Source organism: Candidatus Pantoea rara, assembly GCF_051136265.1.
GTDB classification, from domain to species: domain Bacteria; phylum Pseudomonadota; class Gammaproteobacteria; order Enterobacterales; family Enterobacteriaceae; genus Pantoea; species Pantoea rara.
The window spans coordinates 3,496,563-3,509,943 of the sequence record NZ_CP194942.1 but is presented as its reverse complement, the minus strand read 5'-3'; the positions used below and the strand labels follow the sequence as shown (position 1 = coordinate 3,509,943).

The window sequence follows — 13,381 nt, the reverse complement described above, 5'->3', positions numbered from 1 at the left end:
CGAGTGCCTGAAGTTAGTAGCGAAATGACAAAGTGAAGTTATTAGCGTTGGCGAACTAAAGGGGAGCTTAAAAAAATCGTTGATATTCCGTTGCAGGCAAACATTTCAGTGAACAAATAACTGAGGATATTTGGGTTAAGTTCTGAGCAGTGTATGATGCGCAGATATCCATACTAAGTTCAGGGAGAACGGGATGAAGATGGTACTGCCGGTTGACGGCTATCATTCGGCAGCGGAGTTCATGGCTGCCATGCAGGGAAGCCGGGGAGACACACACTGGTTGATGAAGCAGGCAGAGCACTGGCACGGTGGCATCCACCTGTATGACGGCTTTGCCGGCAAAGCCGTCTTTAAACCCGGCAGCTCCGGCCTGAAATCCATGACGGACGGTCACGCGGTTGCCTGGCGGCTGAACGATGATTATCAGACCGCAGCGTTTGGAAAAAGAACGCTGAAATTCAGCTCCTCCTTTCTTCTTATCAAATCCACCTGCACCCCCGACAGCGACAGGCCCGATAACGCGCTGGATTTCTACACCCTGTGGATGCAGGTTGCCCCGCTGTCTGAGTACGGCGTGACCGGCGTCCGGACCGCAACCGTCACCGCCGGCACACTGAAAATCCGCCAGGACAACACGTTTCCGGGCTGGATGCGCGGCGGGCTGACGGAGGGCATCAGCGTTCCGTCCGATGTGCGGCGTAACTACGAGGTGCCGCAGGATACGCACACCACGCTGCCGCGCGGTACCGTGGTGGAAGTTAAGCAGGAGGCCACTTTTCTGCTTAAAGGCAGGCCGGCTCCGTTTATCTTCGTGTCCGTGGTGTCGGTACCCGAAGGGGCAAAGAGCGGGTTATCTGCCGGAGAGTCCGGCTGGATTTCGGGGCTGGCCAGGTTCGTGAAGCGGCATGAGGATGCCCTGCCGGCCTGGATGCAGGCCGCCCGTAAGCACGGCGTATTTAATCAGGTGGTGACGGTTTCCGGGGAGGATGCTCCGGTGGTAAAGGCGGGAGAGGTTGTCGGTCACCTGGGCCTGTGTGAGCGGCCGCACGGTGCCCCGGAGCACTTCTGCCATCTTGAGGTGTTCAGCCAGGACGCGCGCATGAAAAGCTTCCTGGCAAATGCGGCCGGAGTAACAACCGGGACGGCGGAGCTGCATACGCTGGCGGGCAGGACGCGCTGGATGTACCGGGAAAGGGAAAAGAGGTTCATTGTGGCCGGCGTGGATGGTGACCCGTCACCCAGTATCGCGGAGCACTACACGCCGGAAGGTGAGTGCCGCAGGATGGAAGCGGACGGAAAAAGCTGGTACCACATCCCCGGTGAACTCGCATGGATGGCGGCGGAAGACGTAGAGAAGGTGAATCAGTTTGAGCTTGAAAAGCGGGGCTTTATGCCGCTGGAGCAGGAGAACGCGCCGCAGAGTATTTTCCAGACCCCGAAAGAGGGCTGGCTGCGTCAGGTGTTCGGGCGGCTTGAGGCACTGGCCCAGGGTGAAACGCGTGACATGTACTCAGCCAGCTATACCGAAAGGTATCAGAAGCTGGTGAAGCAGATGGATGCGAACCGGGACGGGGTGATTGACGCCGGTGAACTGTGGCGGTTTCTGCACAACAGCCAGCCGCACATCCGGTATCAGGTAGAGCGTCTGGTAGTGAAGCACCACAGCGAGTGGCTGAAGGACGGGATGTCGGCCCTGTGGCAGGCCGCGCTGGCTGAGCAGGCGAAGAAATACCCGGATTTGGCGTTATATAACCGCGATTTCATCAACGCGCTGGTGTGGATGAAAGAGGTACCGGAGATCCGCAGTAGTGATGCGCTGTGGCATATGCATCCGATTGTGTTTCTTGATGCAATAAAGGTTAATGAATATGATTTTTCCACAAGAGAAGGCACTATTCACGCAATTATCGAAGAAAGCAGAAAACAAGGATTAAATCTCCATTCACAGCTCGCATATATTTTAGCTACGGTCAAAAGAGAGACTAGAGATACATTTCAGCCCGTAAGGGAGGGAGACTGGATAGGACATACTTCAACTGATGAGTATCGAAGAAAACACTATCGCTATTATCCCTACTATGGACGAGGGTATGTTCAAATTACATGGGATTACAATTATAAAGCCTATTCAGAAAAACTGGGTGTTGATTTATTTTCTCAGCCAGACAAAGCACTTGAACCTAATAACGCTTTGTTTATTCTAATAGATGGTTTCAAAAATGGTGTTTTTACAGGTAAGAAATTATCTAATTATATTAATGATATTGAATCTGATTTTTTTAATGCTAGAAAATGCATAAATGGTCTGGATCACGCGCAGCAAATAAAAGAATTTGCTAACGAGTTTCTTACTAAGCTTGATTCAGGGAAGCTGAAGTGAAAATTAAATTATTTTTTTTATTATTATTATCAACTAGCTTAAGTTCGGTTAGTAGTGAGCTAAGATGTGGCTGGCTACAAAACCCCAGTCCAGGAAATCAATGGATAATTGATAAATATGGGATTTGGGATATATCTTCTCAGGGAGGTTTTTTTTCTGATGGAATTGATAATTTAAAAGATTTTACAGATAAAGAATATGTTAAAACGAATGGAGGTTATGGTTATGGGTGTGCTTGTATTAAGGTTGATGTAGACCATATTAAAAAAAGAATAACAAAAATTTATAGTGAGAGGGTGTTACCTCTTGCTCGTTGCCAAAATGATCCGAATCTTCATCGACCCTGACATGAATTCTGCTCAACAATAAACCATGAATCCGGTGAAAATGATCTTTTTGAGATCTTTGAGAACCAGTCGCATTTTCCCTATAACAGAAAAAGCCACCTTGAGAGGTGGCTTGAGCGAAATTAAAGCTGATGTGGAACTGGCTTCTTAATCAGAAACTGGGGTGTTTTATCTCCCACCACGTTCACATCAGCGCTGGCCCAGCGTGGCGACCATCACCGCTTTGATGGTGTGCATCCGGTTCTCGGCCTGGTCGAACACAATGCTGTGCGGCGACTCAAACACCTCGTTGCTCACTTCCATGCCGTTGGGCAGATCGTACTGCTCAGCCATCTGCTGACCGAGCGTGGTCTGATCGTCGTGGAACGCGGGCAGACAGTGCAGAAACTTCACCTGCGGGTTGCCGGTCAGATCGAGCATCGCGCGGTTAACCTGATAGTCACGCAGCAGGGCGATACGCTCGGCCCAGACCGCTTTGGCTTCGCCCATCGACACCCAGACGTCGGTGTAGATAAAGTCAGCGCCTTTCACGCCATCGGTAATGTTTTCGGTGAGGGTGATTTTGCCGCCGGTCTGCTGCGCGGCGTCACGGCACTGCGCCACCAGTTCGTCCTCTGGCCAGCAGCTCTTCGGTGCCACCAGGCGCAGATCCAAACCTACCTGTGCGGCCGCTTCCAGCATGGTGTTACCCATGTTGTTGCGCGCATCACCCACATAAACCAGCGTCATCTCACTCAACTTTTTGCCCGGCAGATGTTCCTGCATGGTCAGCAGGTCCGCCAGCAACTGGGTCGGATGAAACTCGGTGGTCAGGCCGTTCCACACTGGCACACCGGCGTGTTCTGCCAGCGTCTCTACCAGTTCCTGACCATAACCGCGATACTGAATGCCATCGTACATCCGGCCCAGTACCCGCGCGGTGTCGCGCATCGACTCCTTATGGCCAATCTGACTGCCACTTGGACCTAAATAGGTGACGTTCGCGCCCTGATCGTAAGCGGCAACTTCGAAAGAGCATCGGGTACGGGTCGAGTCTTTTTCGAAGATGAGCGCGATGTTTTTACCTTTCAGATACTGCACTTCGCTGGCGCTTTTTTTCGCCTGTTTTAATTCAGCGGACAGGGAGAGCAGGTGATCAATTTCGGCGGGGGTAAAATCCAGAAGCCTGAGGAAATGGCGCTGATACAGCTGACTCATACAACACTCCGGTAATCATAAAAATGAATTAAAATTCAATTTAACCGTATGAATATTCATTTTCAAGTGTAAGGCTAATAAACTTTTCGTTTTGTGTAGTGGCGCGACAGGCAGTGTGGGAAAATAATTGATTATTGCCGAACTCAGAGAGGACATCGTCATGGCATATGAAGCATTACTGGAAGAGCAGCAGGAAGAGACACGGCAGATTATCGAAGAGCTGCTGGAGGATGGCAGCGATCCTGATGCGCTCTACACCATCGAACACCATCTCTCATGCAATAATTTTGATTCGCTGGAAAAAGCCGCGGTTGACGCCTTCAAGCTGGGTTATGAAGTGACCGAGCCGGAAGAGCTGGAGCTGGAAGATGGCACCACTGTCATGTGCGTCGACATCATCAGTGAATCTGCGCTGAAGCCTGAGCTGATCGATGTACAGGTCGAGCAGCTGGTGAACCTGATTGGCAAATACAACGTCGATTACGACGGATGGGGAACCTATTTCGAAGATCCCGATGCCGAAGATGAAGATGACGAAGACGCCATCGACGGTGAAGACGAAGATGATAATGGCATTCGCCACTAAGTTGCGCAGGGCGGAGGATGCTCCGCCTCTCTTCTTTTCCAGCCTCGTTTTGACATCATGAACTACGCACCCTTACTCGAACCGATCTACCAGTTTCTGCACTGCCGCACGCCACAGGCCTGGATTGATGAGGCGCGCAAGCCGGAAAATCTGACGTTGCTGTTAACCGACCATCTGGTGTGTGAGCTAAAAGCCGCGCAGACCGCCGTGTGGTTGATTCGCAAATATGTCGCTGACAAACCCAGCGGTGACGCTATTCTGGCTTGGCTGAAACCCTATGAAGATTTTATCTTCCGCGAAGATGGCGACAGCGACTTTATCAACGCCCATAAGAACCTGACCAAACGCATCATCGTGCGCAATGCGTTGCCGTGGGCGGATGAGCTGGTGGAGAAGATGGTGCTGCTGATTAAAGAGGAGCTGCATCACTTCTATCAGGTATGGGAAATTATGCAGTCGCGCGGGCTGGTCTATCAGAAGATCACCTCCAGCCGCTATGCTAAATCGCTGCTGCGTGAAGTCACCACGCATGAACCGGAAACGCTGGTAGATAAGTTAATTTGTGGCGCTTACATCGAAGCACGCTCCTGTGAGCGCTTCGCCAGTCTGGCACCGTATCTTGATGATGAACTGGCGAAGTTCTATCAGTCGCTGTTGCGCTCAGAGGCGCGGCATTATCAGGACTATTTAACACTGGCTGCGCAGATTGCCGCCAAAGATATCGCGCCACGGGTGCAGGCGATCGGTGTGACAGAAGGGCGCTTAATCAGCGAACCTGACAACGAATTACGTTTTCACAGCGGCGTACCGGCGTTCTGAACCCGTAATAACAATGGGGGCTGCCAGCCCCTTTATCACAGTAGTTTCAGCATCCGCACTTCACAGTCGACATGGCCGGTGCAGCCCATCACGCTATCGATATGCTCAAAGCCCAGCGACTCATAGAGTTTAATGGCCCGCGTCAGGCTGGCGGTGGTTTCCAGATAGCAGCGACGGAAGCCGTGGCTGCGCGCATGTTCCATCGCCCGCAGCGCCAGTTCGCGTGCCAGACCCTGGCCGCGCACCTCTGGCAGAAAGTACATCTTTTGCAGTTCGCAGATATCGGGCGCGCTGCAGGCGAGAGGTGCAACACCCCCGCCGCCCACCACCTTGCCCTGATACTCAACAATCCAGTAGGCGCTCTGTTCGGCACTGTAAAGCTCAAACAGCTGATCGAGCTGGGGATCGGAAACGGTGTAGCCTTTGTCCGCCGTCAGGCCGAACTCGGCAGAAACGTCGCGGATTACCTGGGCAATAAACGGGTTATCGGCGGCAATAATTGGCCGTACCTGGAGGTCAACACGCGGGGTGGCGCTGGTCGTCATCATCTCTTCCGGATTTGTACGAGGTCAATAAAAAAGCCGGGCAAGCCCGGCTTTATGAATAAGCTGTCAGCTAAGACGCTTACAATGCCGCAATGACCGCCTGCTGTTCAATCAGTTTTGCTTTTGATTGTTGCAGGTCTGCCACGCGTTCGCGCTCTTTCGCGACGACCGCTTCCGGCGCGCGCGAAACAAAGCCTTCGTTCGCCAGTTTGGTCTCGATCTTCTCGATTTCCACGTCCAGCTTAACCAGCTCTTTGGCCAGACGCTCCAGCTCGGCGGTTTTATCCACCAGATCCGCCATTGGGATCAGCAGCTCTGCGCCTTCAACCAGTTTGGTCACCGACACCGGGCCTTTCTCGCCCGCAGGCAGAATGGTCAGGCTTTCCAGACGCGCCAGGCGCGACAGGAAGTTGCGGTTAGCTTCAACGCGACGCAGCGCCGCAGGTGAGCAGTCACGTAGCAGCACATCCAGCGGTTTGCTCAGCGCGATATTCATTTCGGCACGGATATTACGCACCGCAACGATCGCCTGCTTCATCCACTCAATGTCCGCTTTCGCTTCGGCATCTTCTTTCGCCGCATCATACTGCGGGAAAGGCTGCAGCATAATGGTGTCGTCGCTGATATTTTTCAGTCCCTTCACGCGCTGCCAGATGGTTTCAGTGATAAACGGAATGATCGGGTGTGCCAGACGCAGCAGCGCTTCCAGCACGTGAACCAGCGTATGACGCGTGCCACGCAGTTCAGCTTCATTGCCGCTGTTCATCACCGGTTTGGTCAGCTCCAGATACCAGTCGCAGAACTGGTTCCAGGTGAAGTCATACAGCAGGTTAGCCGCGATATCGAAACGATAGCTATCCAGCGCTTCACGGTACGCTTTCACCGTGTTGTTGAACTCGGTCAGGATCCAGCGATCTGCCAGCGACAGCGTCATGTCGCCGCCGTTCTGTCCGCAATCCTGGTCTTCGGTGTTCATCAGCACAAAGCGGCTGGCATTCCACAGCTTGTTACAGAAGTTGCGATACCCTTCCAGGCGCTTCATGTCCCAGTTGATGTCGCGACCGGTTGAGGCCAGCGCCGCCAGAGTGAAACGCAGCGCATCGGTGCCTGATGGCTCGATGCCGTCCGGGAACTGCTTCTCGGTACGTTTGCGGATCTTCTCGGCCAGCTGTGGCTGCATCATGTTGCCGGTGCGTTTTTCCAGCAGCGCTTCCAGCGAAATGCCGTCGACCATATCCAGCGGGTCAATCACGTTACCCTTGGATTTCGACATTTTCTGACCCTCTTCATCACGGATCAGACCGGTCATGTAGACGGTTTTAAACGGCACCTGCGGTTTGCCGTTTTCATCTTTGATGAAGTGCATGGTCAGCATGATCATGCGGGCAATCCAGAAGAAGATGATGTCGAAGCCGCTGACCAGTACGCTGGTCGGATGGAAGGTACGCAGCGCTTCGGTGTTTTCCGGCCAGCCCAGCGTGGAGAAGGTCCACAGACCTGAAGAGAACCAGGTGTCCAGCACGTCATCATCCTGACGCAGCGCCACATCGGCGGCCAGGTTGTTCTCGGCACGGACGTCATCTTCGGTACGGCCAACGTAGACGTTACCGTTGTCGTCGTACCACGCCGGAATGCGGTGACCCCACCAGAGCTGACGGGAAATACACCAGTCCTGAATATCGCGCATCCAGGAGAAGTACATGTTTTCGTACTGCTTCGGCACGAACTGAATGTCGCCATTCTCTACAGCTTCAACCGCGACTTTCGCCAGCGGGGCGGTACGCACATACCACTGGTCGGTCAGCATCGGCTCGATAACCACGCCGCCACGGTCGCCGTAAGGTACGGTCAGGTCGTGCGGTTTGATCTCTTCAAGCAGGCCAAGTTCATCGACAGCGGCGACAATTGCTTTGCGCGCTGCGAAGCGTTCCATGTTCTGGAAAGCCGCCGGGATCTCATCGGAACAGGCATCGCTGGCTTCGCCGTTGGTGTCATATACCTGGGCGCGGTCGCGGATATCACCATCGAAGGTCAGGATGTTGATCATTGGCAGCTTATGACGACGACCGACTTCATAGTCGTTGAAGTCATGCGCCGGGGTGATCTTGACGCAGCCGGTGCCTTTTTCCATGTCAGCGTGTTCGTCGCCAACGATCGGAATCAGACGGCCAACCAGCGGCAGCATCACGAATTTGCCGATCAGATCTTTATAGCGTGGATCTTCCGGGTTAACGGCCACGCCGGTATCGCCCAGCAGGGTTTCCGGACGGGTGGTGGCAACAACCAGATAATCTTTACCGTCGGCGGTTTTTGCGCCGTCAGCCAGCGGATAGCGGATATGCCACATTGAGCCTTTGCTCTCGCGGTTTTCCACTTCCAGATCGGAGATCGCCGTGCGCAGCTTAGGATCCCAGTTTACCAGGCGTTTGCCACGGTAGATCAGGTTCTCTTTGTAGAGGCGAACAAACACCTCTTTAACGGCGTTGGAAAGGCCATCGTCCATGGTGAAGCGTTCGCGCTCCCAGTCGACGGAGTTACCCAGACGGCGCATCTGGCGGGTAATGGTGCCGCCGGATTCTGCTTTCCACTGCCAGATTTTGTCGATGAACGCATCACGGCCATAGTCCTGGCGCGTCTTGCCCTCTTCAGCCGCAATTTTGCGCTCAACCACCATCTGCGTGGCGATGCCCGCGTGGTCAGTACCGGCCTGCCACAGGGTATTTTTCCCCTGCATGCGCTGGTAGCGGATCATGGTGTCCATGATGGTTTGCTGGAAGGCGTGACCCATGTGCAAGCTACCGGTGACGTTCGGCGGCGGGATCATGATGCAAAAGCTTTCCTGGCTGGTATCGCCATTCGGTTTAAAGTAGCCCTGCTTTTCCCAATGCTCGTAAAGCGGCTGCTCGATATCTTGCGGGTTATATGTCTTTTCCATTTCTGCTATGTCGTTTGCGGCTGTGGTGGCGCTGCCGTATTCAATTGGAATCCAACGCTGCGATACGCTTTGTAGCGGTCGCGCGCCAGTTGTTTGAGAGCGTCTTCGTAAGGAACGAAGTCTATCACTTCATGGAAAGCAGTAGCAAAATCTGCGAAGTGGGGCAGCAGGCTAATCAGCAGATCGCGCTGTGAACTGCCGCGACGCTGTGGCCAGGCCAGTTCGACCGGTGCACCGTAGCGCGGGCCTTCACCCGCCAGGTTGTGCGGCACGAAGGCATTTGCCGGTCGTTGCCACAGCGCTTCATCGAGACGAATGGCTTGCTGCTCATCTTCGCAGGCGATCAACACCCGCTTTCCGGCCCGCCAGCGTGTTTCCGCCAGATTGCACACCAGCGCTTCAACGGCGCTAAGGCCATCGCTTGGGGCATCGGTTTCCAGCACGTAGAAGGTTGCGTTTTTCATCGGTTAGCTCATCAGAAGATCAAGGGCGGAATCAGATCCGCCCTTGCTGTCAGGAAAGAGGGCGCTTAGTCGTCGCCGTTCAATCCTGCCCGATTCAACAGAAACTGCGACAGCATCGGCACCGGTCGTCCGGTGGCGCCTTTGGCCTTGCCGGAACGCCAGGCGGTACCGGCGATGTCCAGATGTGCCCAGTTATATTTGCGGGCAAAGCGTGCCAGGAAGCAGGCGGCGGTAATTGTACCCCCAGGACGGCCACCAATGTTCGCCATATCGGCAAAGTTGGACTCCAGCTGCTCCTGGAACTCATCCGCCATCGGCAGACGCCAGGCGCGATCGCCTGACTGCTCGGAGGCGCTGATCAGCTCATGCGCCAGCGGATTGTGGTTCGACAGCAGGCCGCTGATGTGATGGCCCAGCGCAATCACGCAGGCTCCGGTCAGCGTCGCCACGTCAATCACCACTTCCGGGTCGAAACGTTCAACATAGGTCAGCGCATCGCACAGGACCAGGCGGCCTTCAGCGTCGGTGTTCAGCACTTCAACCGTCTGGCCAGACATGGTGGTCAGCACGTCGCCCGGACGCATTGAGCGGCCATCCGGCATGTTTTCACAGCCCGCCAGCACGCCCACCACGTTCAGCGGCAGATTCAGCTCGGCCACCATACGCATCACGCCATAGACGGTAGCCGCGCCACACATGTCATACTTCATTTCGTCCATGCTGTCGGCAGGCTTAATGGAGATGCCGCCGGAGTCAAAGGTCAGCCCTTTACCCACCAGCACAATCGGCCGCGCTTCCGCATCCGGATTGCCTTTGTATTCAATCACCGACATCAGCGATTCGTTCTGCGAACCGGCACCAACGGCGAGATAGGCGTTCATGCCCAGCTCTTTCATCTGCTGTTCGCCGATCACACGGGTCGTGACATTTTTGCTGAAGTTGTCGGCCAGCTGGCGCGCCTGTGACGCCAGATAAGCGGCGTTACAGATATTGGGCGGCATATTGCCGAGGTCTTTAGCCGCTTTCATGCCGGCCGCGACCGCTAACCCATGCTGGATCGCCCGTTCGCCGCTGGTCAGTTCACGGCGTGTCGGCACGTTAAACACCAGCTTGCGTAACGGACGACGTGGCTCTGCTTTATTACTTTTCAGCTGGTCAAAGTTGTAGAGCGCCTCTTTGGAGGTCTCCACCGCCTGACGCACTTTCCAGTAGGTATTGCGGCCTTTGACATGCAACTCGGTCAGGAAGCAGACCGCTTCCATGGAGCCGGTGTCGTTCAGCGTGTTAATGGTTTTCTGAATGACCTGCTTGTACTGGCGTTCATCCAGCTCACGCTCTTTACCGCAGCCAATTAGCAGAATACGCTCGGACAGGATATTTGGCACATGATGCAGCAGCAGTGTCTGGCCCACTTTTCCTTCCAGCTCGCCGCGGCGCAGCAGGGCGCTGATATAGCCGTCGCTGATTTTATCCAGCTGTTCGGCAATCGGTGACAGACGACGCGGTTCGAAAACGCCAACGACAATGCAGGCACTGCGCTGTTTTTCCGGGCTTCCGCTTTTTACACTGAACTCCATGCACTCTCCTGAATCTTAAAGACAACGGCCGCTGCTGCCGCTAGAATGTAGCGCGCTCATGACCCATTTATTCATCGTCGCAGCATGACATTCTGCTGCTGGAGGTCATAATGAATCAGGGTGACAAGATGTTGTTTTTTCACCACCCGGACGCGTTTTTCATACAAATTTAGCTACGGCGACGGCCATTGATGAAGAAAAATGGCTGATAAGCGTTGAAACTAGCGATTTTCCTGCAAAAAGACAAGTTTTCACAGGCGTACTAAGCGTGATCATCATTAGATATCTGGTTCGGGAAACGCTCAAAAGCCAGCTGGCTATCCTCTTTATCCTGCTACTCATCTTCTTTTGTCAGAAGCTGGTCAGGATACTGGGTGCCGCGGTGGATGGCGAAGTGCCGACAAACCTCGTTCTGACGTTGTTAGGACTCGGTGTGCCTCAAATGGCACAACTTATACTGCCCTTAAGTCTGTTTCTGGCGATCCTGATGACGCTGGGGCGTCTCTACACGGAAAGTGAAATTACCGTGATGCACGCCTGCGGCCTGAGTAAGGCTGTCCTGGTTAAAGCGGCGATGGTTCTGATGCTGTTTACCTCGGTGGTGGCGGCAGTGAACGTTATCTGGCTGGGACCGTGGTCATCCCGTTATCAGGATGAAGTGACGCAGAACGCCAAAGCGAACCCGGGTGCGGCAGCAATGGCCGCCGGACAGTTCCAGACCTCCAGCGACGGCAGCGCCGTGCTGTTTGTCGAGAATGTGAAGGGCAACCACTTTGGTAACGTGTTCCTGGCGCAGTTACGGCCTAAAGGTAACGCGCGTCCTTCGGTGGTGCTGGCTGACAGCGGTCACATGGAGCAGCATAAAGATGGCTCGCAGGTGGTAACGCTGGATAAAGGCACCCGCTTTGAGGGCACGGCACTGCTGCGTGACTTCCGTATCACCGACTTCACCAACTATCAGGCCATTGTGGGATATAAAGCGGCAACGCTCGATCCTAACGATGCAGAGCAGGCGAGCATGACCGATCTGTTCGCGAACAAGACACCTGATTTCCAGGCCGAGTTGCACTGGCGTCTGACGCTGGTATTTGCGGTGCTGGTGATGGCGCTGATGGTGGTGCCGCTCAGCGTGGTGAACCCACGTCAGGGACGCGTGCTGTCGATGCTGCCTGCCATGCTGCTTTATCTGATCTTCTTCCTGTTGCAGAGCTCGCTGAAGTCAAGCGGAGCAAAAGGGCGCCTCGATCCGGCTATCTGGATGTGGGTGGTGAATATCAGTTATCTGGTGCTGGCGGTGCTCCTTAACCTGTGGGATACCGTGCCGATGCGTCGGATTCGCGCCCGCTTTACCCGCGGAGGGTCGGTCTGATGTTTCGCGTACTTGACCGCTATATCGGTAAAACCATCTTCAATACCATCATGCTGACGCTGTTCATGCTGGTGTCGCTGTCCGGCATCATCAAGTTCGTTGATCAGCTGCGTAAGACCGGTCAGGGCAGCTATAGCGCCCTGAGTGCCGGTTATTACACCCTGTTGAGCGTGCCCAAAGATATTGAGATTTTCTTCCCGATGGCGGCCCTGCTGGGCGCGCTGCTGGGACTGGGCGCGCTGGCGCAGCGCAGTGAGCTGGTGGTGATGCAGGCGGCAGGCTTTACCCGCATGCAGGTGGCGCTTTCAGTAATGAAAACGGCGATTCCGCTGGTTCTGCTGACTATGGCGATTGGTGAGTTTGTCGCGCCGTCGGGCGAGCAGATGGCGCGCAACTACCGGGCGCAGCAGCTTTACGGCGGCGCACTGGTCTCGACCCAGAATGGTCTGTGGGCGAAAGATGGTAATAACTTTATCTTTATCGAGCGCATTAAAGGTGACAACGAAATTGATGGCGTGAGCATCTACAGCTTTAACGATCAGCGTCGTCTGCAGAGTGTGCGTTACGCGGCGACGGCGACCTGGGATGCGGCAAAGAAGCGCTGGATGCTGTCGCAGGTCGATGAGTCGAACCTCACCGATCCGAAGCAGATTACCGGTTCGCAGAGCCTGAGTGGCGAATGGAAAACCAATCTGACGCCCGACAAGCTGGGTGTGGTCGCGCTCGATCCTGATGCATTATCGATTCGCGGTCTGCATAGCTACAGTAAATATCTGAAGCAGAGTGGTCAGGAAGCGGGACGTTATCAGCTGAATATGTGGAGCAAGATTTTCCAGCCGCTGTCGGTGGCGGTGATGATGCTGATGGCGCTGTCGTTTATCTTTGGTCCGCTGCGCAGCGTGTCGATGGGTGTACGTGTAGTGACCGGTATCAGCTTTGGCTTCCTGTTCTACGTGCTGGACCAGATTTTCGGTCCGCTGAGTCTGGTTTACGGGCTGCCACCGATTCTGGGCGCAATTCTGCCGAGCTTTGCGTTCTTCGCGATCAGTATGTTTATGTTGATTAAGCGGCGCTAAGCGCAGTAAATGCAGTAAAAAAAGGCCGCGCAAGCGGCCTTTTTTGTGACCCGAGTAATGGCCCGCGATGCTTTGCTACTCCCATC

The 13,381-nt window shown here is 54.5% G+C and carries 11 protein-coding genes; 6 read left to right on the top strand and 5 right to left on the bottom strand.

From position 1 onward, the window contains the following. Positions 1-193 precede the first annotated feature (193 nt). Together ACR8BF_RS16595 and ACR8BF_RS16590 are read left to right on the top strand one after the other, a co-directional pair. Entirely contained in the window at positions 194-2,380 is a 2,187-nt protein-coding gene (locus ACR8BF_RS16595) for a hypothetical protein (RefSeq protein WP_434745302.1), read from the top strand. Further along, complete coding sequence (locus ACR8BF_RS16590) at positions 2,377-2,727, top strand: DUF4087 domain-containing protein (RefSeq protein WP_314984819.1); 351 nt, start codon at positions 2,377-2,379, stop codon at positions 2,725-2,727. Before ACR8BF_RS16595 ends, ACR8BF_RS16590 begins: the two co-directional genes overlap by 4 nt. 189 nt (positions 2,728-2,916) lie before the next feature. Here the strand turns inward: ACR8BF_RS16590 and argF are convergent, their stop codons facing one another. Continuing rightward, entirely contained in the window at positions 2,917-3,924 is a 1,008-nt protein-coding gene (gene argF, locus ACR8BF_RS16585) for an ornithine carbamoyltransferase (RefSeq protein ID WP_179897424.1), read from the bottom strand. Positions 3,925-4,084: 160 nt separating this feature from the next. Between argF and rraB the strand changes: the two genes are divergently transcribed. Together rraB and miaE are read left to right on the top strand one after the other, a co-directional pair. After that, positions 4,085-4,510: a ribonuclease E inhibitor RraB gene (gene rraB / locus ACR8BF_RS16580; RefSeq protein ID WP_136199001.1), complete on the top strand. Its 426-nt coding sequence runs from the start codon at positions 4,085-4,087 to the stop codon at positions 4,508-4,510. 57 nt (positions 4,511-4,567) lie between these two features. Beyond that, positions 4,568-5,329, top strand: a complete 762-nt coding sequence (gene miaE / locus ACR8BF_RS16575; RefSeq protein WP_179897428.1) for a tRNA isopentenyl-2-thiomethyl-A-37 hydroxylase MiaE — start codon at positions 4,568-4,570, stop codon at positions 5,327-5,329. Positions 5,330-5,364: 35 nt separating this feature from the next. On the opposite strand, the gene ACR8BF_RS16570 is transcribed toward miaE, so the two are convergent. The 4 genes from ACR8BF_RS16570 to pepA all read right to left on the bottom strand — a co-directional run bounded on the left by ACR8BF_RS16570 (position 5,365) and on the right by pepA (position 10,850). Then, positions 5,365-5,874, bottom strand: a complete 510-nt coding sequence (locus ACR8BF_RS16570) for a GNAT family N-acetyltransferase (RefSeq protein ID WP_292986748.1) — start codon at positions 5,872-5,874, stop codon at positions 5,365-5,367. 79 nt (positions 5,875-5,953) lie between these two features. Next, entirely contained in the window at positions 5,954-8,809 is a 2,856-nt protein-coding gene (locus ACR8BF_RS16565; RefSeq protein ID WP_292986341.1) for a valine--tRNA ligase, read from the bottom strand. A gap of 5 nt (positions 8,810-8,814) precedes the next feature. Next, positions 8,815-9,273: a DNA polymerase III subunit chi gene (locus tag ACR8BF_RS16560; protein WP_090963995.1), complete on the bottom strand. Its 459-nt coding sequence runs from the start codon at positions 9,271-9,273 to the stop codon at positions 8,815-8,817. A 65-nt stretch (positions 9,274-9,338) separates the two neighbouring features. Beyond that, the gene (gene pepA, locus ACR8BF_RS16555) at positions 9,339-10,850 is read right to left on the bottom strand and encodes a leucyl aminopeptidase (RefSeq protein WP_434745301.1); all 1,512 of its coding nucleotides are present in this window, start codon (positions 10,848-10,850) and stop codon (positions 9,339-9,341) included. A 268-nt stretch (positions 10,851-11,118) separates the two neighbouring features. Here pepA and lptF point away from each other — a divergent pair, with 268 nt between their 5' ends. Both lptF and lptG read left to right on the top strand, forming a co-directional pair. Next, on the top strand, positions 11,119-12,219 hold the full coding sequence (lptF, locus tag ACR8BF_RS16550; RefSeq protein WP_179897442.1) for an LPS export ABC transporter permease LptF: 1,101 nt from the start codon (positions 11,119-11,121) through the stop codon (positions 12,217-12,219). Next, entirely contained in the window at positions 12,219-13,295 is a 1,077-nt protein-coding gene (gene lptG, locus ACR8BF_RS16545) for an LPS export ABC transporter permease LptG (protein WP_179897444.1), read from the top strand. The genes lptF and lptG overlap by 1 nt, the downstream gene beginning before the upstream one ends. Positions 13,296-13,381 lie beyond the last annotated feature (86 nt).

Bases quoted from the DNA above. Each gene is read 5' to 3' on its own strand.
- ACR8BF_RS16595 (WP_434745302.1), top strand. From the start codon at position 194: ATGAAGATGGTACTGCCGGTTGACGGCTATCATTCGGCAGCGGAGTTC.
- argF (WP_179897424.1), bottom strand. From the start codon at position 3,924: ATGAGTCAGCTGTATCAGCGCCATTTCCTCAGGCTTCTGGATTTTACC.
- rraB (WP_136199001.1), top strand. From the start codon at position 4,085: ATGGCATATGAAGCATTACTGGAAGAGCAGCAGGAAGAGACACGGCAG.
- miaE (WP_179897428.1), top strand. From the start codon at position 4,568: ATGAACTACGCACCCTTACTCGAACCGATCTACCAGTTTCTGCACTGC.
- ACR8BF_RS16570 (WP_292986748.1), bottom strand. From the start codon at position 5,874: ATGACGACCAGCGCCACCCCGCGTGTTGACCTCCAGGTACGGCCAATT.
- ACR8BF_RS16565 (WP_292986341.1), bottom strand. From the start codon at position 8,809: ATGGAAAAGACATATAACCCGCAAGATATCGAGCAGCCGCTTTACGAG.
- ACR8BF_RS16560 (WP_090963995.1), bottom strand. From the start codon at position 9,273: ATGAAAAACGCAACCTTCTACGTGCTGGAAACCGATGCCCCAAGCGAT.
- pepA (WP_434745301.1), bottom strand. From the start codon at position 10,850: ATGGAGTTCAGTGTAAAAAGCGGAAGCCCGGAAAAACAGCGCAGTGCC.
- lptG (WP_179897444.1), top strand. From the start codon at position 12,219: ATGTTTCGCGTACTTGACCGCTATATCGGTAAAACCATCTTCAATACC.